General features: G+C 39.5%; 19 protein-coding genes and 1 other RNA gene. 6 read left to right on the forward strand and 14 right to left on the reverse strand.

From position 1 onward, the window contains the following. Positions 1 to 90: 90 nt before the first annotated feature. Positions 91 to 456: a transfer-messenger RNA gene (ssrA, locus tag E2I05_RS04690) on the reverse strand. Positions 457 to 535: 79 nt separating this feature from the next. Continuing rightward, complete coding sequence (smpB, locus tag E2I05_RS04695) at positions 536 to 1,024, reverse strand: SsrA-binding protein SmpB (protein WP_121853090.1); 489 nt, start codon at positions 1,022 to 1,024, stop codon at positions 536 to 538. A gap of 144 nt (positions 1,025 to 1,168) precedes the next feature. Between smpB and E2I05_RS04700 the strand changes: the two genes are divergently transcribed. Together E2I05_RS04700 and E2I05_RS04705 are read left to right on the forward strand one after the other, a co-directional pair. Beyond that, the gene (locus tag E2I05_RS04700) at positions 1,169 to 1,615 is read left to right on the forward strand and encodes an SRPBCC family protein (RefSeq protein WP_121853098.1); all 447 of its coding nucleotides are present in this window, start codon (positions 1,169 to 1,171) and stop codon (positions 1,613 to 1,615) included. 2 nt (positions 1,616 to 1,617) lie between these two features. After that, the gene (locus E2I05_RS04705; RefSeq protein WP_121853099.1) at positions 1,618 to 1,950 is read left to right on the forward strand and encodes an RnfH family protein; all 333 of its coding nucleotides are present in this window, start codon (positions 1,618 to 1,620) and stop codon (positions 1,948 to 1,950) included. A gap of 796 nt (positions 1,951 to 2,746) precedes the next feature. Here the strand turns inward: E2I05_RS04705 and argH are convergent. Genes argH through argC form a run of 5 tightly spaced genes read right to left on the reverse strand, consistent with a single transcriptional unit; the run spans position 2,747 to position 8,643 of the window. Further along, positions 2,747 to 4,594 carry an argininosuccinate lyase gene (gene argH, locus E2I05_RS04710; RefSeq protein ID WP_121853091.1) on the reverse strand — a complete coding sequence of 616 codons (1,848 nt, stop codon included), beginning with the start codon at positions 4,592 to 4,594 and terminating at the stop codon, positions 2,747 to 2,749. Position 4,595: 1 nt separating this feature from the next. Then, on the reverse strand, positions 4,596 to 5,831 hold the full coding sequence (locus E2I05_RS04715; protein WP_121853092.1) for an argininosuccinate synthase: 1,236 nt from the start codon (positions 5,829 to 5,831) through the stop codon (positions 4,596 to 4,598). A 45-nt stretch (positions 5,832 to 5,876) separates the two neighbouring features. Continuing rightward, positions 5,877 to 6,791 carry an ornithine carbamoyltransferase gene (locus E2I05_RS04720; protein WP_121853093.1) on the reverse strand — a complete coding sequence of 305 codons (915 nt, stop codon included), beginning with the start codon at positions 6,789 to 6,791 and terminating at the stop codon, positions 5,877 to 5,879. Between the two features lie 36 nt (positions 6,792 to 6,827). After that, on the reverse strand, positions 6,828 to 7,598 hold the full coding sequence (gene argB / locus E2I05_RS04725) for an acetylglutamate kinase (RefSeq protein WP_121853094.1): 771 nt from the start codon (positions 7,596 to 7,598) through the stop codon (positions 6,828 to 6,830). Then, a complete protein-coding gene (gene argC, locus E2I05_RS04730; protein WP_121853095.1) occupies positions 7,591 to 8,643 on the reverse strand; it encodes an N-acetyl-gamma-glutamyl-phosphate reductase in 1,053 nt (350 codons plus the stop codon). The genes argB and argC overlap by 8 nt, the downstream gene beginning before the upstream one ends. A gap of 140 nt (positions 8,644 to 8,783) precedes the next feature. Between argC and argE the strand changes: the two genes are divergently transcribed. Next, positions 8,784 to 9,947: an acetylornithine deacetylase gene (gene argE, locus E2I05_RS04735; protein WP_121853096.1), complete on the forward strand. Its 1,164-nt coding sequence runs from the start codon at positions 8,784 to 8,786 to the stop codon at positions 9,945 to 9,947. A gap of 1,396 nt (positions 9,948 to 11,343) precedes the next feature. Here argE and E2I05_RS04740 read toward each other — a convergent pair. Together E2I05_RS04740 and E2I05_RS04745 are read right to left on the reverse strand one after the other, a co-directional pair. Further along, positions 11,344 to 12,372: a hypothetical protein gene (locus E2I05_RS04740; protein WP_121854392.1), complete on the reverse strand. Its 1,029-nt coding sequence runs from the start codon at positions 12,370 to 12,372 to the stop codon at positions 11,344 to 11,346. Positions 12,373 to 12,464: 92 nt separating this feature from the next. Then, complete coding sequence (locus E2I05_RS04745; RefSeq protein WP_121854391.1) at positions 12,465 to 12,905, reverse strand: OsmC family protein; 441 nt, start codon at positions 12,903 to 12,905, stop codon at positions 12,465 to 12,467. 101 nt (positions 12,906 to 13,006) lie between these two features. On the opposite strand from E2I05_RS04745, the gene E2I05_RS04750 reads away from it, so the two are divergent. Both E2I05_RS04750 and hpf read left to right on the forward strand, forming a co-directional pair. Continuing rightward, positions 13,007 to 13,249, forward strand: coding sequence for a hypothetical protein (locus E2I05_RS04750; RefSeq protein ID WP_121854390.1), 243 nt, complete (start codon positions 13,007 to 13,009; stop codon positions 13,247 to 13,249). Between the two features lie 307 nt (positions 13,250 to 13,556). Continuing rightward, entirely contained in the window at positions 13,557 to 13,913 is a 357-nt protein-coding gene (hpf, locus tag E2I05_RS04755; protein ID WP_121854389.1) for a ribosome hibernation-promoting factor, HPF/YfiA family, read from the forward strand. Positions 13,914 to 13,941: 28 nt separating this feature from the next. Here hpf and E2I05_RS04760 read toward each other — a convergent pair whose 3' ends face one another. Together E2I05_RS04760 and E2I05_RS04765 are read right to left on the reverse strand one after the other, a co-directional pair. Further along, entirely contained in the window at positions 13,942 to 17,010 is a 3,069-nt protein-coding gene (locus E2I05_RS04760) for an efflux RND transporter permease subunit (protein WP_121854388.1), read from the reverse strand. Then, positions 17,003 to 18,145, reverse strand: coding sequence for an efflux RND transporter periplasmic adaptor subunit (locus E2I05_RS04765; protein WP_165905531.1), 1,143 nt, complete (start codon positions 18,143 to 18,145; stop codon positions 17,003 to 17,005). Before E2I05_RS04765 ends, E2I05_RS04760 begins: the two co-directional genes overlap by 8 nt. A 129-nt stretch (positions 18,146 to 18,274) precedes the next feature. Between E2I05_RS04765 and E2I05_RS04770 the strand changes: the two genes are divergently transcribed. Further along, positions 18,275 to 18,889, forward strand: a complete 615-nt coding sequence (locus tag E2I05_RS04770; RefSeq protein WP_121854386.1) for a TetR/AcrR family transcriptional regulator — start codon at positions 18,275 to 18,277, stop codon at positions 18,887 to 18,889. Positions 18,890 to 19,167: 278 nt separating this feature from the next. Here the strand turns inward: E2I05_RS04770 and E2I05_RS04775 are convergent, their stop codons facing one another. The 3 genes from E2I05_RS04775 to E2I05_RS04785 all read right to left on the reverse strand — a co-directional run bounded on the left by E2I05_RS04775 (position 19,168) and on the right by E2I05_RS04785 (position 22,703). Next, entirely contained in the window at positions 19,168 to 19,728 is a 561-nt protein-coding gene (locus E2I05_RS04775; RefSeq protein WP_121854385.1) for a chalcone isomerase family protein, read from the reverse strand. A gap of 529 nt (positions 19,729 to 20,257) precedes the next feature. Beyond that, complete coding sequence (locus tag E2I05_RS04780) at positions 20,258 to 20,737, reverse strand: DUF2947 domain-containing protein (protein WP_121854384.1); 480 nt, start codon at positions 20,735 to 20,737, stop codon at positions 20,258 to 20,260. 433 nt (positions 20,738 to 21,170) lie between these two features. Next, entirely contained in the window at positions 21,171 to 22,703 is a 1,533-nt protein-coding gene (locus E2I05_RS04785; RefSeq protein ID WP_121854383.1) for an ABC transporter ATP-binding protein, read from the reverse strand. Positions 22,704 to 23,468: the final 765 nt, after the last annotated feature.

A 23,468-nucleotide genomic window follows, 5' to 3' on the forward strand; every position in this document is an offset into this window, starting at 1 on the left:
TTTGCCGCCACAAACTTTCTCGCTGCCGCCATTCTGTCGCCACAGGCAAAGAAAAAGGGCTTAGCGTTTCCGCTAAGCCCTTGTTTTATTTGGTGGAGGCGGCGGGACTTGAACCCGCGTCCAGAAAGCCTACATCCAAGGCGCTACATGCTTAGTCTTTCATTTATTTAACCTGAGAGAGCTCCGAAAGACAGGATATCGTCAGGTGAGTTTGGTACTGTTTCGCGGTTCACCCCCAAACAAGGTTCCCTCGCTATCAAATGTTAGATGACCATTCAAAAACTCTGCCCATTTGCAAAACGTGAGTAGAATGGGGAGGCTTTACGCTTGTAGGCGCAGCTCTCCGTATGCGTTATCGTCGTTAGCAACTATAACAATGCGGCTTTTTACGAGGCCAACCGCCCCTCGGCATGCTCCCAGGGTTTCGTGAATCCTGTCGAATCCAAAATCGCCCCCAAGACTTTTAGTATACGCTGATGAAACAACAACAGCCAGTAACATTTAGCGTATTTTGAGTCAGTTGTTGATTAAATCATCACTGACGCAAACTTTCTTTCATTGTGCGAGACTTCTCTCGCTGCCACTCACGCTCTTTGGTGTCATCGCGCTTGTCATGTTCTTTTTTACCTTTACCTATGCCTATTTCGACTTTTACCCATGCACCTTTACGCCAGTACATAGATAGCGGCACGATGGCATAACCTTGTCGTTCGACCAAGCCTGCTAATTTGTCGATTTCACGACGTTTAAGCAGCAGTTTTTTTGTGCGGACAGGATCACAATAAACATGAGTAGACGCCGTATTGAGTGGGATAATTGTGCAGCCGTGCATAAAGCATTCACCATTTTTGATGTATACATAGCAGTCAGATAAGTTCACTTTACCCATACGGATAGATTTAACTTCCCAGCCTTGGAGTTCAAGACCAGCTTCGATTTTCTCTTCGATACGATACTCGAAGGTGGCGCGCTTATTCTTAGCAATGCTTGCTGGCGCGGCTTTTTTTGATTTTTTCTTTGCCATAATCGCACCATTATACGCGTGTAGGCACAATTTGGAATTGCTAAAATGCAGGTTTTACGCTTTTTTCTTTTGAATAATCAATAGTCGATGCGATTTTATGGTTTCATGATAAAATCTTTGCCAAATTCATCAGTTTTAAACCTTATGCCACAAATCGCTCGAAGTATGTTAGTTCGCTTTAGTGCCATGCAAATGTATCAACTGGTTAATGATGTTGAATCCTACAAGGAGTTTTTACCCGGCTGTGTCGGCGGAAAAATATTAAGCTTGGATGATGACTCTATGGTGGCTTCGGTTGATGTCAGTAAAGCTGGAGTGAGTAAAACATTTACTACTCGTAATATTCTTAATTCAGGTAAATCCATACAGTTAGAGCTTGAAAATGGCCCATTTAAGCATTTACGTGGATATTGGCGATTTATCGAGCTGGCTGAAGATGCCTGTAAAGTTGAGTTCGAACTCGATTTTGAGTTTAGTAATTCTCTAGTAGATTTTACCTTTAGTAGAATGTTTAAAGAGTTAATGGGTTCAATGGTAACGGCCTTTACCAAGCGTGCTAAAGAAGTTTATAACAACGAAAATAGGGCATGAACATGAGTCAAACACAACAAAGTTATGACGTTGATGTTGTTTATGCACTGCCTAAACAACAGAAAATTATTTCGGTGACTATTACGTCCGGTACAACCGCCATCGAGGCACTTAAGCAAAGTAAAATGCAGCAGTTTTTTCCTGAAATTGATCTTGAAAAAGTAAAATTGGGCGTGTTCAATAATTTGATAAAGCACGACACTGAATTACAAGCAGGTGATCGACTTGAAGTGTACCGTCCTTTAATTGCCGATCCAAAAGATGTTCGTCGTCGCCGCGCTGAAAAAGCCATAACGGAAGGGCGAGCGAATAAAATAACAGGCGCAAAAATTTAATTACTGTAATTGGTATAACAACAAAGCTGTGCGAGGAAAAACTTCATGCACGGAATCGAAGAGTGGCTGCTGGATAAACCATAGCGAAGCCAGTAGCCTACTCTACTAAAAATGCCCTGAAAGTTGCATCTTCAAGTCTCACGGGTATAAGTATCTGTCGATAAGTTCTTTGATAATTATTGTGTTCAGGTTTAGTGCTATACAAGAAGCAACGTAGGGCGCATAGCCCTAGCTATGTAATACCAATTACAGTAATTAATCTCTCACTTAGCAAGAGATAAAGGTTATCAGTACAAGGCGCATGTTCGAAGTACTATATTCCCTACGGCCGCCATACAAAGCTGGCGTTCAACGCACTTCGTGCTTTTGTCGGGATAATTCAAGAACGTGCAACGCAGTAATGGAAACCTTTAGCCTTGCCCTTCGGGAGCTTGTATGCGCAAAAATCACTTCACAAAATTATCTCAAAGTAGATAACTATGTTTTCACCAATTTCGTTTGTACTTTGTGCGCATACATAGCTCTGAGTTGAGCATTTAATTACTGTAATTGGTATAACCGAAGTTGCAACTGATATTGAGCATATCCATTAAAAAACCAAAATTAATGAATGCTTACTCACTTTTGCGTTGTAAAAATGTTCATATCGGTTAATTTTAAGTAAAACATAGATAAAAAAGTGATTTCTTATTCAGCCTTGATCATATAACTATTCCGTGTGCGCAATGTCAGTTGCAACACCGTAGAGTGCTGAAGCGGGGCACTAGAAAATCTTAAGAAACTTATGGTCAGGTACTTATATCAATCGATTTAAATAATAAATTAATGCCGTTTCGTCGCAAGCGTGCTTTCGAGGGCACATATCGCAATCTTTCATCACTTTTTCTGGTAATTGATCTTTGTCTGAAAATGCAAAGTCGAGTTTTGTAAAAAATTGTGGTTTTCTAGTCAAGACTAGAACTCGATTTAAAGCTAAGTTCTCAGCACGTTTGAGTAAGTGTTGCACCAGTGCTGTGCCATAACCTTTACCTTGATGATTTGTAGATACTCCTAGTGAACGTATTTCAGCAAGCCCTGTACTGTAGATATATAACGCCGCACAGGCGAATATTTGACCATTATCTCCCTCAGTGACTGCGAAATCCCTTATGGATTGAATGAGTTCATGCTCTGGTCTAGGTAAATTTTCTTCTTTATTTGCCCAGTACTCAACCAGCTTACTGATCCCTCGTAGATCGGTGAGTCTGGCATCCCTAACGACAAAGTCTGCTGCACCTAGCTCATGACGAATTTTATCGATAGCTTGATTTACAGAGCTAATACCTGTGCCACCAAGGGCACTGCGTTTATCGACTAGATACTCAAGTTCAAGTACGGAATATACATCAGCCTCAATTAAAGCGGAAAATTGTTGCAGTTCATCTAAGCGCAAACGCTCAATCGGTTCTTGTTGACTGATGGCGTATAGCACCACTTGACCTGCAATTTCATGAGCCGTTCTGAACGGAATTCCCTTGGTAACCAGATAATCAGCCAGTTCGGTAGCGTTAGCATAACCTTCAGTGGCTGCTTTTTTACAGCGGTCGCTTTTTATTTCAATAGAGTTAATGACCTCTCCAGCCATCAGCATACAGTTGTGCCACTGTTTAACTGCATCAAATAAACCTTCTTTATCTTCTTGCATGTCTTTGTTGTAAGCTAAAGGTAAGCCTTTAAGAGTTACTAGAAGCGCTTGAAGTGAACCAAATACTCGGCCGCATTTACCTCGAATGAGCTCCAAAGCATCAGGGTTTTTCTTTTGTGGCATTAGTGATGAGCCTGAAGTCACTTGATCTCCTAAGGTGATAAAGTTGGCTTCACCGGAATTGAAGAAAATTAAATCCTCAGCAAATCTAGATAAGTGCATCATACCTGTACTGGCAGAAAACAAGAGTTCAAGTACAAAATCACGATCGGATACGGCATCTAAACTATTTAGACAAGGCGAATCAAAGCCGAGATCATTCGCTAACTTTTCTCGATCAATATCATAAATTGAACCTGCTAACGCACCGCTCCCAAGTGGACATTGGTTTAAATGCGTTTTCGCAAAATTAAGGCGCTGGCAATCACGTTTGAACATCTCAACATAGGCCAAACACCAATGAGCAAAGCGTACAGGCTGCGCTCTTTGTAAGTGTGTGAAGCCAGGAAGAATGTGCTCTTTGTTATTTTCTGCCAGTATCAGTAACTGACGCTGGCAGTGGTTTAATGCATCGAGCAAAATACTTATCTGATCACGACACCATAACCTTAGATCTGTTGCCACCTGATCGTTACGGCTTCTACCCGTATGCAGTTTCTTAGCAATATCGCCGAGATTTTTCGTAAGTTTAGCTTCAACAAAACTATGAATATCTTCTGAACCTGAGCTCATGATATCAAGCTCGCCACATTCGGCTTGCTTAGATAAATTAAGAAGTTCTTGTTCTAGTGCTTGCTGCTCATCAAAGGTTAATACCCCTGCTTGATGAATGGCTTTTGTCCATCCTATTGAGCCGTATATATCTTGTAAAATAAGTGCCTGATCAAAATGCAGTGAGTCGTTAAACTCTTTAAATAGAGCGCTACTACTAGATTGAAACCTTCCTCCCCAGAGTGCCATACTATTGCTCCCCAAGTTGATTTTTTTGTAATGCTTCAATTCTGCTAGGTAGGCTGAATAATCGTATAAAACCTTCGGCGTGCTTTTGATCGTAAACATCGTCTGCACCGAAAGTGGCAAATTCTTCAGAATAAAGGCTGTTAGGTGAAGAGCGTTGAATAACCGTAGCTTGTCCTTTGTATAGCTTAACGACAACTTCGCCAGTGATCTTTTCAGCAAAAGAAGCGGCAGCCGCTAATAACGCTTTAGATAACGGTGTGAACCAGCGACCGTCATACAGAACATGTGAAAATTCAAGTCCTACAGATTCACGGAATTTTAGCGATTCTTTATCTAAGATTAATGATTCTAGTCCCTTATAGGCCGCCATTAAAACAGTGCCACCTGGGGTTTCATAACAGCCTCGTGATTTCATGCCAACTAGGCGATTTTCAACGATATCAACTCGGCCAACACCATGTTGACCTGCTTTGGTATTTAGATAATCAAGTAGCTTATTAGCAGGAAGCTGTTGATTGTCAACAGCTATAAGTTCCCCCTTGATAAATGAAAGCTGAATTTTCTCTGAGGTGTTTGGTGCGTTTTCAGGTGCGGTCGTCATTGTCCACACCGCTTTGGAGGGTTCGCACCAAGGATCTTCCAACTCTCCACCTTCATGGGAAATATGCCAGAGATTGGCATCTCGGCTGTAGATTTTGGTCAGTGAAGCTGAACAAGGGATATCGCGAGTAGCAAGGTATTTGAGCAGATCTTGCCGTGAAACCATATCCCATTCACGCCACGGTGCAATAATCGTTAGGTGCGGTGCAAGGGCGGCGAAACAAGATTCAAAACGTACTTGGTCGTTACCTTTACCTGTACAACCGTGACAAACCGCATCCGCTCCGACTTTCAGTGCCACTTCGACATGAGCCTTTGCGATGATTGGGCGTGCTAACGAAGTGCCAAGCAAGTACTGACCTTCGTAAACAGCACCAGTTTTGATGCTTGGGAAGATGTAGTTGGCAATAAATTCTTGCTTCAAATCGACAACATGGCATTCGCTTGCACCAGAAGCCATCGCTTTTTCTTTAATGCCTTCAAGTTCGACCTCACCTTGACCTACATCGGCGCAAAAAGCGATGACTTCGCAGTCATCATAGTTCTCTTTTAACCAAGGGATAATCGCTGAAGTATCTAGACCTCCAGAATATGCAAGTACTACTTTTTTTACTGATTTGTTTTTTATAAATGCCATTTTTCACCACCTAAATTTGGTTTTGAATTATTTTTCGTTAAAAAATTATTGAATGAATAAGGTTAAAAGCACGGCACACTGTGCCCACATTCTGTTTTCTGCCTGCTCTGTCGCCACTGAAAATTTGCTGTCAAATAGCTCTTGAGTGATTTCTTGATTAAGGTGAGCTGGTTGACAGTGCATCACAAAGCGAGCGGAGGTTTTTTTAACGAGTTGATGGTTTACTTGGTAAGGCATAAATGTTTTTAATATTTGTTGAGTGTCTTTATCGTCGCCCATCGAAATCCATGTGTCGGTATAAATGGCAGTTTGCTCTCCAATCGAGTCAATATCATGGATTTGAGTAAATTTAGCTCCGCTTTGTGCTGAAACAGTCTTGGTTTGAGCGAGCATTGCGGTTGATATGCCAACTTCTTTTGGGCATACCAGAGTAAAGTCAATGCCTAAGGTTAATGCCATCAGCATTAATGAATTTGAGACATTATTAGGATCGCCAACATAGGCTAGTTTTACACTGGATAAATCGTCAGTTTGCTCCGCTAAGGTTAAGAAGTCAGCCAATGCTTGACAAGGATGATAGAGATCACTCAATGCATTGATTACAGGTATGCCGGCATATTCGGCAAGTTCTTCTAAGGATTTTTGATTAAATACTCTTGCGACAATGGCATCTGACCAGCAGGCAAGATTTTTGGCAACATCAATAACACGCTCTCGCTCGCCAAGTTTACCGTTTTGTTGGCCGATATAAACCGAATGTCCACCAAGTTTTTGAATACCGATATCAAAACTAATGTGAGTTCTTAACGAAGGTTTTTCAAAAAGCATGACAACGGATTTTCCCGCCAGCGCTTGTTGATAATTCTGTGGGGATTGCTTAATGTTTTTTGCTAGGTTTATAAGTTCAAGTAATTGGGCTTTGTTAAATTGATCGTCAGCCAAAAAATGTGAATATGACATAGTATTTCCACTTATATAGGTAATTCAAAAATAGGGTTAATAAGGAAAAATGCGAGTGCCTATTGACTGACCTGATAATAAGCCTTTGAGCTTTTCAGGCTGTTGCCAACTGGCAATCGCGATACTTCGTCGTAATTTATTGGCTGCAGCGAATGCGGCATTGACTTTGGCCGTCATTCCTCCGCTAATAACACCTTGTTTGATGAGTTGCTCAGCTTGTGTATACGCTAACGTTTGTAGATAATCTCCATCGGCACCTTTAACGCCTGCCACGTCAGTAAGTAAGATCAAATCACCATCAACCAACTGGCAAATGGCTACAGCGGCATCATCGGCATTCACGTTAACCAATTCACCATTTTCAAATGAGCCAATAGAAGCAATAATAGGCATAAAATTACTGCTGAATAAGGCTTTGATAAGTTGGCCATTATTAGGTGAAGGGATACCAACCTGACCAAGATCAAGAGGGTGTTTTTTACAGTTGATCATATTGCCGTCTGTTAGGGATATTCCAACGCTTTGTAATCCAAATTTATTGGCAATTGCCACAATATGTTTATTCACACTGCCTGCTAATACACCACAAACAAAAGGCATTTGCGTTTTTGGGGTGATACGTAAACCCTTTGTTTTCTCCGTAGTGAAATTGGCTTGATTAAGCATACTTTCAACCGTACTACCACCACCATGAACAAGAATAATGTTTCTACCTTTGAGGGTGGTTAACACAAACAGTAAGGTCTCTAAAGCTGTATCTTGATCAAGAATAGTGCCACCGATTTTTATCACTAAAGGCTTAGTCATTACGGCTTCCTTTCTTTTCTGGTATAAGGCTGTGTTGCGATGGCAACCCTAAGGTAATATTCAAGCATTGAACCGCTTGTGAGGCAGCGCCTTTGAGCAGATTGTCAATGGCACAGCATACTACGACCACTTGATTTTTATCATCAAACTGCCAATGAATATCTGCAAAAGGAGTGTGGGCAACATTATCTATCCTTGGCCATGTACCGAGTAAACGGATCATAGGTTGATCCTGATAAGCTTGAGTGAAGACTTGCTCTACATCAGCTTGGGTTAATCCAGATTTGAGATTGAGTGTAACTGTTGACAGTAAGCCTCTTTTATAAGGGGCTAAATGAGGGTTAAATACCACTTCAACACTGGCTTCTTGGGATATCTCAGGTTGGTGACGATGCTGAAGAATGTTGTAAGGTGCTAAACTGACTTCGTTAAAACTGGTCGCCAGATTTGTTTTACGGCCTGCGCCGCTGACACCACTGATGCCATTGACCGCGATCAGACCGTTTTTAAGATGAAGCCGATTTGATGTCAAAGGTTTTAACGCCAGTAAACTGGCCGTTGGATAACAGCCCGGGACAGCAATTAAATTGGATCTTTCAATGGCTTCATATTGCCATTCAGCAAGGCCATAAACAGCATTAGTAAGTAATTGAACTTGTTGATGTTCAAAGCCGTAAAATACAGGGTATTTTGAGGCGTCTTTTAGCCGAAACCCGCCTGATAAGTCGAATACTTTTACTTTTTTAGTGATGAATATCTGCGCTAGATTTACGCTGACGTCATGAGGCGTTGCGAAAAAAACCGCATCAAGCTTATCAGCGTTTTGCTCGATCCAAGTTTCAGACAATATTTGAAACGGTAAATCGCAAATGTTTTTCAAGCGAGGATGAATATCACTAAAGCACAAATTAGAGGCATCACTACTTTGAGATACCATGAGCTGTAGCTCGCTGATTAATGGGTGCTGATTTAACAGTTCAACTAACTCGGCACCAACATAGCCACTTGCACCTATAACTGCAATTTTTAAATATGTATTTTGCAAAACTATTCACCGTTAAAATTTAAGATTTCACAAATAATAACAATGTTAATCTAGTGTTGGAATTATTTATGATTCTGTGTAATCTATCTTCAAATGGTTAAGTATTCAATATTTAAGAATAATTATTTTAGGTTTTAAGTGTGAAATTGCCGAATTTTGAACAATCACTCAGTGCTTTAGTCGAACTATCTTCAATCAGTTCGACAAATGCTTGTTGGGATCAAACCAATAAACCTGTAATTGATTTACTGGCTAATTGGTTTGATTATCTTGGTTTTAGCGTAGACATAAGTTTAGTGCCTGATAGCCGTAATAAATACAATATCTTGGCAAAACTTGGTAGCGGTGAAGGCGGACTGCTGTTAGCTGGGCACAGTGATACAGTGCCCTACGATGAAAGTGGATGGCTATCAGATCCATTTTCAATAAAGCAAAAAGATGGCAGATTTTATGGGCTTGGTACCTGCGATATGAAAGGTTTCTTCGCTTGCATTATGCAAGTTTGTCGTAATTTATCAGTAACGGATCTAACTAAACCGTTATATGTGCTGGTAACCGCAGATGAAGAAACCAGTATGGCTGGAGCTCGTTTTTTTTCAAAATCACAAACGATTCGACCCGATGTTGCTGTGATTGGTGAACCTACAGAGTTGACGCCAGTCATTATGCACAAAGGACATATGTCACATCGAATTACGGTTTTGGGAAAATCTGGGCATTCGAGTCAGCCAGCAGGTGGTGTTAATGCAATTGAAATTATGCACCATATTATTTCAAAGTTGCTGAAACTAAAACGACAACTGGCTTTGAACTACAGTAATCAGGCTTTTGATGTTCAGGAACCAACACTAAATTTTGGTGCTATTCGAGGCGGCGACAGTCCCAATAGAGTATGCGGTCATTGTGAACTCGATATTGATCTCAGAGCCTTACCAGGAATGAAAGATGAGGAGTTGTTGTACTGGCTATCAGAATCCTCCAAAGACATTGCCAATCAATATGTAGGAAGAATTAAGTTTGATGAAATCGACCCTAGTGCACCAAGTTTTGAACAAAATAAAGATAGCGATGTGGTTCTATTTACTGAAAAGCTCAGTGGTCATAATTGTTGTGCGGTTAATTACGCCACTGAAGCACCATTTATTCAAAAACTAAGTGGACAGACAATCGTATTTGGGCCGGGAAGTATCTCTCAAGCACATCAACCAAACGAATTTTTGGCTGAAGATCAAATTAGTAAGACGCTGAATATACTGACTCAGATGATACAAAGATATTGTATCACTATAAACGACAAAACTTAGTGGATTTGGCTGACACTCGGTTATTGCTGCATATTATAACCGTGTTATCTGAAGATGTAGGAAAGTTGTCTCTTCAACCTAGAAACATCAGTTGACTGCGTTCTCAAGCGTAGAAAAAATGGCTGATATTAAGACGTAGCTTGCAGCAAGTAGTTATTCTACTTGCAAAAGTTACAACGCAGATAGCAGCCATTTTAGCAAGCTTGTGAGCGTAGAGCATTTCACTCATTGGGTGAAAAACATGATAATAAAATCATCCAAATGCTCAAACAGTTACTCATATACTCAGCGTTCAACTGATGTTTTTACCGTGAAAATAGCCGCTAACACCTATTCCCAAGCCTGTTAGTGAAAGCATAAAAGCTAAAAATCACTTCGCCTTTAGCTTAGGTTGGAAATAATCTTCAAATCTCAGCGAATACAATTTTCATGGTGTAGGGTGATAGAAAAATAGTAGTCAAAGTAAACGCATATGACATCTATGCCTATCATGAACGTTTAGGTTCAAGTATCACGGATACAGGCTATCATTGTAAATGCTTATTGATCTTCCCTCTAGCAAGTCTTGATACCGCTATTTTTTATGTTGCAATAGCCGGAGGAAACTCTAGATGCTATCTAATGTTTAAATGTCATAAGTCATTGAATTTGATTAATTTGTTATTCCTGCGAAAGCAGGGGTTCAGCGATTTTTCATTTTTGAGCAAAAAGGCACTGGATTCCCGCACAAAACACGCGGGATTGACCGCCGTTTAAACCTAGAAAAATCGGTTGGTGGCGCTTTTAAACGCAAAGAAAATTTTCGACAGCAAGGCGTGATTTGAAGTAAGTAGTGGTTACCGACATAAAAAACTGTCGTTACTTCGTTTCTACTTATAAAAGTTACAACGCAGCAAGCGGTAATTTTAACCAGTTTACAAACGCCATGCATTCACTCAATGGATGAATACACTTTATGGCTTTTATGGTTGAACTTGAGTTATTTATCTTACTTCTATGCGTTCAGCTGATTTTCTAGGTTAAAGCTTCAGCAGAGCAATTAGCTTGCTAGCATACTCTTAAACTTCATTGCATTTCTGCCAAAAATAATCATACATCAGGTTAGGGGCTGGTTATCTTTTAGGATTAAATTTTGTGCTATTTGAGCGTTTATCTGTTCAAGGCGTAAGCTGTGAAGCTTAGTCATCTAAGTAAACGGGTTACAACACAGAACAGTGAACGCTCAAAAGCATCTAAGACAGCGTAAATTGGTCATTTCTACTGCGTTATCGCTTGCTTATTTGGAAACGAAGTAACGACAGTTTTGTATGTCGATAATACCAAACCGCACAATCTCTGTCTTGTATAAAACGACCAATTTATCGCTGCAAAAATAATCACGAAAGATAAACAGCCCCTAATTACTGTAATTGATATTACACCTTTCAAAGAAGTTGGATATCAATTCGGACATCCCTTTAGCAAGGAGTTCATCGAAGGCTGCACGCTCTTTTTTTAGATGAGGGTGGTATTTATATACACAATCCATTGTGTCTAAGTTAGTTGATGATGATTTAGAATCTTTTACGCATTCTCGTCTGAATTGTTCATGCTTTTGAGGAACGGAGCCAAGGTAATGAAAGCTTTGGCAAGGGAATTTATGCAGTTGGCATGTTTTTAATAATTGCTCTATAACTTGCAAGTTATCATCGACAATGATGATTTGATCATAATTTTTATCTTTAAGTTGGGCATGTTTAAGGAAGCGCTCAGATTTATCTAAGCTATCATCCTTAGTTAATGGGTATTGCTCTTGAAATATATCTGGTGAAATGCCACCACAGAACAATTTTGTTTTTACTGATGATTGCTCGGAATTAGTAATTAAAATGAAGTCGACATGCGGCATTTTGGCTTTTGCTTGAGTTAATTGATAACCGATCGCTTTTTCAATTGGGAAAGGGGTAAAATAAAGAAGGCTCTCACTATATTGATTGGTAACTAAGGTTTCGTCTAAGTCGAAAATGACAAGTGGGTGTTTACCACAAATACTACCCCAAATTTCTTCTATTAACAGAATTGGCTGTGGAACTGTTGGATCAGGTCTAGACATTATTGTCTCAAAAACGATGCAGAATTTTTGTCTTATTTTATCGTAAAGCTTTTTATTGATTCCATGGTCACGGTTTAGGCTCTCATGGAAACTCAATAAATGATTTGATGGAGAAGGTACAGTGTTGTTTTCAGGCAGTGATAAGCGAAAGGCTGTACCACTATCTGGTTTCGTTATTACATATTTTCTTAAAAGTAAGTCATGACCAATTTTTTTACAGAAAGTGATAAATTCCGTTTGTATCCAATCAGATATCTCTTGAGTTTTGTCATTCCATGTAAAGTAAAATGAAGGTTGAACAGTTTGTGCCGTGGGTAAATTTGTTGAAGCCATATGTCTTGTAACCAGCTAAAAAAATAGTTTTTCTATTGTTACAGATTTTTAACTTGTTGAAATGGTGATGGAATTAAACTTTCTTAATAGTGTTAGTTTGTTTTTATTGTTACTTTCGATGAAATACTGTTTGCAATAAAACAGTTCGCATGTGCTTTCTCATGAATTTTTTGTATGGTTTTAACTGTCACTTCAACGCCTTCCTCAAATACAATTTCTGGCGATAAAACCATTTCCGTTACCGCGAGTTTGCCTGATTCAATCCGTCCTAATATAGCCATTGCATTGTCTTGATACGACAATACAGGCAGCCTTTTTAAGTGGGCGATGGCTAAAAAAGTGAGCATATGACAAGAGGACAATGCGGCTAATAAACTTTCTTCAGGATTAACAAAGTGTTCATTACCTTTATATTCTGATGCCGAGGAAGCATTTACAGTCTGACCACTTCCAAATGTTATGGTATGGTCTCGACTAAATTCACCATCATAGTTTTGTTTGTTATCCCATTTTATTAACGTATTAAAGCTCATAAGTATTCTCTTAAAGTATTTGGGGCATTTATTATTGGCAATTCGTGGTTGGTTTGTTAAGTTGGTTTACATCATATTAACTTTAACAGGGAGTGCTTATTATGAAGTTAGTAGAGAAATTTGTCGCGCTTTTATTATGGCTAGGGATTTCTGCTTCGCCGACCTTAATTGGGATATTGCTTGGTGGGGTCGTGGGGCTCTCTAATGGATTACTTGAAATGTCGATTCTTGTTTGTGGCGGTGTTGGTTTTTTCATCGGAGGACTGTGGGCGGAAAAAGTTCGACGATCTACAGGCTTAGCTCATTTCTGGGGGAGACTCATTGGCGCAAGGGATCCTATTTAATCCTTTATCACGTTTATCGCAATAAATAATAAGGCGTAAAGGGATAAGTGATCACGATCACGAATTGTGATTATTCCAAGTGTTATAACGAACCATCGCGTTTTTTAAGATGTCTTACCTACCGAGCTTTGAAATTGTGAAATTGATTCAGAAACAGTCTTTAAGTGGGCTATACAAAAAGTACAGAGTGGAAAGCTGAAAACTGAGACACAAATGAACGATGCTCGACGCGAAAATCCAGTTTTTTAAATGAAGTCTTGTTATACCAATTTGGGTATTACGAAAGACTTAATACTAAGGAAGTTCTATGAAGATAAATTTATCGGGTCACCATGTAGACGTTACTGACACTGTTAAAGAGCATGTCAGTGACAAATTTAGCAAAATTGGCAAACATTTTCCTTCCTTAATCGCCCTCGATGTTACTATTTCTAAAGAACATAATGAATTTCAAGTTGAGTTACGTACCCACTACGAAGGTAGTTCGTTAGCCGCATCCGGAGCCAATGCTGTGATGTATCCCGCAATTGCAGAAGCAGCCGATAAACTGAACGCAGCACTGAAACATCGAAAAGGTCAGTTGAAAGCTGATCGTCATCAAAAACCGACTTGCACAACACCAGAAATCGCTCATGAAATCATTCAAGATATGAAATTGGTATAAGATGGTGTATTGAGTCAATTTTGATTCATTAAGTTGACTCAATAACTGCTGATGACGTTTTGTTGCGCATGATCATAAAATAAGCGCTCGGCACCCAAATCAATGATATTAATGTGGTCAGTAATGTGCCCCCCGCGATAGCCACTGCAAAGGGCGGCCAAAAACCTCCTCCAGCTAGGATCAGTGGTAAAAAACCACCAATTGTTGTAACCGTTGTTGAGCTAATATGCCGCGTGCAGCTATTTACTAGTGAGACAATGGTTTTGCTTTCGCCTGCTCTTGCCATTGGCTCTGTTTCAAGTTCAGCAATGATCACAATAGCCGCATTAATGGCCAGCCCCATTAGCCCGAGTAACCCAATGATAACGGTAAAACCAAATGGGTAATTAAAGCAGTAAACGGCCAGCAAACCCAACCCTGCTGACTGAAGCGCGCTAATTAATATAATTGCCGTTAATCGGAAGGAATTGAATGATAATACGAGCACGGTAAATAATAAGGTGAGCACGAGAGCAACACTTGACATTAATTTTCCGACAGCAGCGTTCCGTTTGGCACTTTCTCCACCAACTTCGATGCTATAACCCATTGGCAAATCAATCGCCATGATGTCTTGTTGCACCTCTTGCAACACTTTTGCCGGCAACACATCGGCAATGATGTAGGCTTCGACAGTATTAACTCGTTTGCCATCTCTGCGTGGAATTGCACTGCGGCTCACTTGCATTTGAGTGGTAGCAATTGCAGCCAGTGGAAGAAACTGCCCTAATGGTGTGATGAGGTTCACTTCAGATAATCTTTGCACATCAGAATGATATATGTCGTCAATACGCAATCTAATTGGGAGTGATTCTGTTTGTTCTAATAAAGTGCCACCAATGACTCCCGTTGTGGCCATCTGCATTTGTTGAGCTATCTCGGATAAACTGAGTCCAAGTGCTGAGCTTGCTTCCTCATTGACGTCGATAGAGACTTTAGGCGTGCCAGAGCTTAGGGTAGTTCGAGTATGAGTCACAAATTGTGACTGGCTAAGGCGCTGCCGAACTTGGTCACCAATTTGGTTTAGGGTATCGAGATTATTGCCGAAAACTCGAAACTCAACAGGTGCGTGAAATGGCGGGCCTTGTTCGAGTTTTCTTACTAGAATTTGAGCTTTAGGAAACAAGGCATCAAGCTCATTTTGCAACTCAGGGATAAGTTGGTTAGCCACTGTATAGTTTTGTGTCTTTACCATGGCTTGTGCGTAGTTTTCTGCACCAGTTTGTCTCTGAGTCAGGTTATAGTAAAAAGAGGGAACATTTCCGCCAACTACCCAGTTTACTTGAGTAACACCATTTTTATCGGTTAAGTAACTGTTTAGCTTTTCGGTTAATTGCGCTGAATTTTGAATGCTGGATTGCGTAGGTAAATAAGCTTCAATTTGAAACATATCGCGATCAGATGAAGGAAAAAATTGTTCAGTTAACTGACTTGCGGCTATAAAACCAAGTAATGGCAACAGCCCAATAGACAGTGTTGTTAACAGTGGTTTTTTAAGACTCGCATTAAGGAATTGCTGGAACCGTCTTGTTAATTGTGGAAATTGAGCTCCATTATGAAACCAAGCATGATTACTATGATTACAAGCGCTAAAACGACCTGCCAATCCAGCAATGAGGGTATGTGATATCAGATAAGAGCCAATGAGTGCAAAAATAACTGAAATAGCAATACCCCCTACAAACTCACCTGAAGCGCCCGGCATTAGTACAATTGGAGTAAAGGCTAAAATAGTGGTGATGGTAGAGCCTGCTAATGGCAACCATAAATGCTTTAATGTGTTGCTAACGGCATCAAGCTTTGATTGGCCTTCAGCTCTGCGCTGGCCTATTGCATCGACGATGACAATCGCATTGTCGACCATTATGCCGAGTGCCACGACTAAGCCTGTTACTGACATCTGATGAATTGGTAACCCGACAAACTTCATACAGGTTAAAGTGAAAAGAGCAGTTAATGGTAAAGAAAGTGCGACAATCAAGGCATTTCTTAGCCCTAGAGTCAGCATCAACACAGTTAAAATAATGATAAAGCCTTGCAGAAGGTTGATCAGTAGTTCACCGAGCCTTGTCGACGTGTAGCTTTTTTGCTCGAACAACCAGTTAACTTTTATATTTGCAGGCACTAATTGCTGAAATTGCTTAACATCTTTTTCAACTTCACTTTGCCATAGATCGACTCGAGCACTGTCAAGCATTCGAATGGCAATCATGACACCTTGCTTTCCATTCACAATCGCTTTGCTTGCAATAGGTGTTTTAGGTTGACGCTTTATAGTGGCAATATCTCTAAGCCGCGTGATCTGATGATTTTGAGTGGCTTTAATCGGTATACTGCTAATACGTTCAAGGCTATCAAATTCACCATTGACTTCAATCAGCGCTCTGAAACTTAAGTTATTGACTTTTCCTGCAGAGATTTTACTGTCAGCATGATTGAGTTGCCTTGCGACTATAGCTGGAGTAAGCCTTAGCTTAGCCAGCTTATTAGAATGCAAAGTAACTTGAATTTCTTCCTCAGGCGCACCGTAAAGTGTAACGAAGTCAGTGCCGTCAATTAACCGAATTCTATTTTGTAATTCCTTCGCGTAACGGTTGATAATATCGATACGTTCTTGCGTTTTTCCTTGCCAATTAACTCCTAAAATAACGGTACTGGCATAACCAATTTGGTCATCTAACCTAGGCTCATGTACGTTATTAGGTAGCAGTGCTCGACTGTCATTGAGTAAATCTCTTGCCCTTGACCAAACCATTTCAGTTTGAGTAATTGAGTCTTTGAGCTCAATTTGAATGACTGATACACCTGAGCGAGAAGTAGATTGTAAGAGCTTAAGTTCTTCCATTCGCCTGAGTTGGTTTTCAATGACGTCAGTAACGAGTGCTTCTACACGTTCGGAGGATGCACCGGGGTAAGTTGTGATAACCGTTGCAAACCGATTGGTGATTTCTGGATCTTCCGTTCTTGGTAGGCTGCTTAGCGCACCGAAACCTGCGACGATAAGCAATGCGATAAATAGTGCAGCAAGACGGCCGTTTTCGATGAATGATTTAATCATGTTGTACCGCCTTATGGGCTGTACGCACTCGCTGATTTGATACTAATTTGTGAATACCTGAAGATACAATTTGTTCACCATCACTGAGAGCTCCAGTGATAAAAGCTTGCTCGCCAGTGATGTAGAGTATTTCAATATCACGTCGCTCAACCTTGTAGGTATCATTTTTAGTAGGAAATAATGCATAGACATTCCAAAGACCTCTCACACCATCAGTTAATGCTGATACTGGTACCCAATATCCAGATTGATTAATAGTATTTTTCTGGCTGATATAAGCAATGTCACCGTGGGATAGGTCGTTGTTACTGGGCAATCGCAATCGGATTTGCCTAGTGTGGGTTGATTCATTAACGGCTCGGTTTACACCGATAATTTGAGTAGGAAATACTGTGTCATTAATATCGACATTTATAGCGTTTCCTATTTTAAAATCTTGGGCGCTCTGTGATGGAACATGGAGCATTACTTCCATTTTTTCTAGATTAACAAGCGTAAGCACAGGAGTTCCAGCGTTTGCTACATTACCTATTGACTGGTGCTTTTGAGTGATTTGACCAGTAAAAGGTGCAATGAGTATCGATTTGTTAAGACGGATTTTAATACCGATTAATTGGGCTTTAATACGCTCATGTGCAGCTTGCAGCTGGTTCACTCTGCTTTGAGCTTCATCCAAACCTTGCGCGGAAACGAAGTTATCTTCAATCATTTGATTATTTCGGTTTAATATCTGTTGTGCTAACAAAAGATCGGCGTTGTTTTGCTTGAGCGTGGCCAGTAATTGTTGACGCTCTACTTCAAGTAGTTCCGTATCCAGTGTTGCAAGCTGCTGATCTTTCTGCACCATGTCACCGCTGTTTACATCAATCTTTGTGAGTTTTCCTGCGAGTTCAAAGGATAAAGCGGCATGTTGCTCAGAAGTCACTTGCCCGACATAGTGATGAGTTGTTTGGTAGTTCGGCTGCTGGTGGACAAATTGGCTTTCGACAAAAGTTGTTGATGATTGCTCTACAGGTGTTGAAGAATCACTGCAGCTGCTGGTCATTATAATTAAGAATACTGCTAAGAATATTTTTAACCGTGTCACGATTACTGTTTGAATCATCCTAAGAAATAAGGTAGTTACGCCTTTCATCTCTTTTGTCCTTTGTGGGTGATAATTATCCATACTGGACTAGACAGTCTAGTTTTTTAAGACTAGACTGTCTAGTCTTGTTTATGGTTAAATCATAAAAAAAATAAATGACAATTTGATGGATTAAACATGGCCCTTGAAACACCACTCAATCGTAGTGAGCAAAAAAATCTCGATATTTTGATCGCGGCGATAAAGCTATTTTGTGAAAATGGCTTTCCTCACACCAGTATGGATGAAGTGGCAAAAGAGGCTGGTGTATCAAAGCAAACGGTTTATTCTCATTTCGGATCAAAAAATGATCTGTTCGTCGCGGCCATAGAATCGAAGTGCTTATCCCATCAGCTTTCGGATGGAATATTAGATGACGCGCATTATCCAGAAAAATGCTTAGCCTCATTTGCTACTCACTTTGGTGAAATGATAGTGAGTCCTGAAGTGGTTAAAGTTTTTAAGGCTTGTACGGCACAATCAGATACCCATCCAGAACTTTCTAAATTGTTTTTTGATGCAGGCCCTAAACATGTGATTCAATTACTGAGTAACTATTTAATTCGAGTGGAATCAGTCGGGGAATACCATTTCCCTGATGCACATCACTGTGCAATTCGTTTATGTTTAATGCTGTTTGGTGAGTTAAGATTGAAGTTAGAATTAGGTTTGGAAGTCGAAGACTTGTTGGGTGATAGGGAGCAGTATTTAAAAGAAAGTGCAGCAATGTTTTTGCGTGCTTATAAAAAATAGGAGGCGTGTTTTTATCAACAGTGGCCTCTTAATTCAACCTAGAAACATCAGTTGACTGCGTTCTCAAGCGTAGAAAAAATGGCTGATAGTAAGGCGTAGCTTGCAGCAAGTAGTTATTCTACTTGCAAAAGTTACAACGCAGATAGCAGTCATTTTAGCAAGCTTGTGAGCGTAGAGCACTTCACTTATTGGGTGAAAGCCTTGATGATAAAATCATCATATCGCTCAAATAGTTACGCGTATACTCAGCATTCAACTGATGTTTTAGGTTCAATAGTTCATTTACCAAGCATTTTCTTTTTTAAGCTTTTTTGTGCAGGTTTATCACCAAGCCAGATAGCGAATAAGGCGTGACGAAAAGCTTCACCTTTAATTTCGCTAATTTTTACATCATTTTTAAAAGCGGTAATACCAATATCTTTTTGTGCGAAAAAAGTAAATTGATCACCTTCTTTTATGCCTGATTCGAATAAGTCAATAAACTCATCAATTTGGGTTTGTAATGGTGCAAGTTGATTATGTGTAGCCGCTTCAAAACCTTCAATAACGGCATTTTGCATTTTTTCAGGTGTAATTAAACCTGAAGTTATATTTAACCGTATCAAAGCAAAACGTGAATCCATAGCTTTTTGAAAGTCAGATGTTTTTTTCGGCAAATATAAGCTACCAACGTATAAATCAAAAAATAATTTACTGCGAACGCCTGCGCCATTTAAAACGAGATTTTGGTTACCTACCGATAACCTGTCGGCAATTTCAACATCAGAAATAGTCTTAGATAATGTAACATTACTTATTAGCAACGTTGCGGTAAATAACACTTTTACAAATAACTTCATAATGACCTCATTAATAAATGTAATAGCTGTATACCTGATAAAATCAACTCGTTCATTTTTAACCTAGAAACATCAGTTGACTGCGTTCTCAAGCATAGCGAAAATGGTTGATAGTAAGGCGTAGCTTGCAGCAAGTAGTTATTCTACTTGCAAAAGTTACAACGCAGATAGCAGTCGTTTTAGCAAGCTTGTGAGCGTAGAGCGCTTCACTCATTTGGTGAAAGCCATGATGATAAAATCATCGTATTGCTCAAACAGTTACTCGTATACTCAGCGTTCAAATGATGTTTACCGTGAAAATAGCCGCTAACACCTATTCCCAAGCCTGTTAGTGAAAGCATAAAAGCTAAAAATTACTTCGCCTTTAGCTTTAGGTTGGAAATAATCTTCAAATCTCAGCGAATACAATTTTCATGGTGTAGGGTGATAGAAAAATAGTAGTCAAAGTAAACGCATATGACATCTATGCCTATCATGAACGTTTAGGTTTAATATTCACAAGTATAGACTAAAGGGGCTTTGATCAAGTTTATCCACGCACACCAAGCTGATATTGACCGTCTTGTTGAAACCAAGCGGCTTGTTTCAGTTTTGGAGAAAATAATAGTGGTCCATCGTCAAAAAATAAAAAACATTTCCAATTACTTTTGAATATTTTCCATTTTGTTTCGATTATCTGATATTTTTCGTAGGCAAAATACACAGTGGTTTCATCTGACCAATCAAAGTGCTCAATAAACATTGCCGGTAATGCTGGATCTTCACTGTCCCATGCTGACTGCCAGTGATCTGTTTTTACCCAAGAATTATTGCGTGCAGCCCAGTCTCCTTTACCGAATAACTCAGCACGGCTGCATTTATTACTGATCCAACGGTTCCAAACTTCCATTGCTGATTTATCGCTTAATGGCTTTATCGCCATTTTGTCATCTTCAGTGACAGGTAAATCTTTATGGTTAAATATCCATTTACGTCGATATTGTTCGAGTGGAATGTATGAGTGGGTCAAAACCTCTCCTAGACAATAAGAATAAAAAAGAAAAGATTATACCCGTGTTGCCTGAAGATGCACGACTGCAACGAGAATTAATCTCTGTGGACTTAATTCCCCGCCCCTTGGGGCGAAGTAATCAATGAGATACTTTTGTTATCATACCGGCGAAGGCTGGTATCTAGTGACTTTTCTAGAAAAGAGCAAAGGCGCTAGACTCCAACCTTCGCTGGAGTGACGATACTGTAAAATTATACCCCGCAGCTTGCGGCGGGGTTGTTGATTTGCTGTTTAGGAAGGCACCTATTCAACTGGCTGACATTCTACTTCAGATTCAATTTGGCCTGATCCCATTTGAATAACTCTGTCATTTGGAGTGAGTACATCGAGATCGTGGCTGATCATAATCACAAAAATATCCTTTGATAGTGCTCTGACTAATTTCATTAACTCAAATAGTATTCGTATCATCTAGCGCTGATGTTGGTTCATCTAATAAAAGCACTTGAGTTTTTCTTATCATTGCTCTTGCTATTGCAAAACGCTGTTTTTCACCACCAGAGAATTGATTGACCTGCTCAGACACCATGAGTGATAAATCGTGGCTTATTCTTTCAAGCCAGTCATGCAAACCAACGGCTTTTAGTTGTAAGAAAAGTACCTTATCATCTATAAACTCAGGAAGACCTAAAGTAAGATTATCTCGAATGCTTGCATTTAATAACTTTGGCTCTTGATCAACCCATGCAACAGCTTGTCTTATTGAGGCTAAGTTATATTGATCTAATGTCTTATTGTTAATAAGTATCTCTTGATGTGTTTCAGGATAAAAACCAAGTAGTTGATTGAGTAATGTACTTTTTCCGCTGCCACTTTCACCTATGACAAACCATAAGCCTTTGCCTGAAAAACAATAATTAATATTATTCAATATCTGCTTATCATTGGGTTTAAAATTGAGGTTTTGAAATGAAAAACTTTCAATTTGTTCAAGTTGAAAGCCAGATCCTTGCGTGCACTCTTTTGGTATGTTTGCAATTTCAGTCAGTCGACGTGATACGCCTGACGCTTTGTTCAAGTTACTAAAAAACATGGCCATCGACATTAAAGGAAAAGTAAGGCCGAATAAATATAATAGAAATGCCGTCACTGTTCCTAATGTCATCGTTCCTTGTTCAAGCCAGTATGCTGAGAATGCTAAAATTGCAATCATGCTTATCATGAGTACCAAATTAGCAATCGGCCCAATGAATGACATTACTTTAGTTTCTCGCATTTCTTGTACGAAACATTCATTAAGTAATGCATGTGACTTTTGATGGAAGTGGTTGCTCGCATTGTGAGATTTGAGCAATTTAGTATTACGCACCCATTCAGTACAATTTTTCAATAAATTGGCTTCAGCCGCTTGTGATTTTGCGCCAATGTTATTCATCAGCAGACTAATAGGAGTGATAAGAATAAAACCGATTAACACACAACTCAGCAATACTAAGGTCAAACGCCAATCAAGTAAAAACATGATGGTGACAACGGAAATGAGAGAAATTAAGCCACTGAATAAACCAATCAAGTCTCCAGCTAACACAGACTTTACAATATTGGAGTCGTTAATTACATGAGCACTTAATTCTGCACTATGCTCTTTTTCTAAATTTTCAGTATGACCATGAAGTAACCGCCCAATTAAACTGAATCTGAGTTTGAAGTTGATTTTGTGTCCAACTCTTCCACCAAACCAACTTAACACGGCTTCTAATAATGCACTGATTAAAACAATCACCACTAGGCCGACAATCAGGAGTTTATCAATACCTTCTGCGCTAATTGAGTCCACTAAGTGACTTGAATAAAGAGGTAAAATTAATTCTAATCCAGTCGTAATAAGGGTTAAGATTGCTAAATAAATAAAAGAGCGAGTTTTAGGTTTATGGGGAGATAAGAGTTTCCAAAGTGATTTGGTATCACCAGTTGATTGTTCCATTATTCTCTATAATTCCATGTTGTTATTTGTATAAGCTATTTGGGAAGCCGCTGCTATTGTCGTTTTAGTCGGTTTCTTTTTCAATCTTTGTTTGTTACAAAAAAATAACACGATACCCAAAATAATGAATGGATGTTTCTTTCTTATTGATGGTCTCATTGTATTGCCAATTCTTTGCTGGTTCATGATTGATGACAAAAAAGAATCGCTAATTAAATTGGCGTTTATTCCTATTTTGTTGTAGATGTCTCTTATCGACTTCCTGCGATGAGAGAAGAGGTTTACATAGCTATTGACTCAACTGAACTCAAGGTGTTTGGTGTAGGCTTTTCTGGAAAACAGAAAAGCATGATGCCGAAAGCGACGAACTTGGCGAAAGCTTCAGGCTGATGAGAGGGAAATGATTTGGGAAGCAACGTCCATTCAAGTGCTTGTAATGCAGTAATGGAACCCTTTATCCTTGCCCATCGGGAGCTTGTATGTGCTCACTTTGGTTTATAAACCTAAATAAGTCGGTTGAATTGTCTGTTGATAATAAAGATTGATATAAAATGGCTTAAATTAACCCTAAAATTGACAGGTTTTCACGTGAAGTTTGATAATTTTTTATGGATCAAATGAGTTAAAAAAATAATGTAGTTTGATAATTCTTAACTCATTTTTGGACAGAACCAATTTACGCACAATTACATTATATTTTGAGTCTGAGATACAGCTATGAGCTACGAAACGGCTCCCCTGTGCGGTGGATAATTTTCTGTTATA

It is taken from the genome of Parashewanella spongiae, assembly GCF_004358345.1.
Classification (GTDB): domain Bacteria; phylum Pseudomonadota; class Gammaproteobacteria; order Enterobacterales; family Shewanellaceae; genus Parashewanella; species Parashewanella spongiae.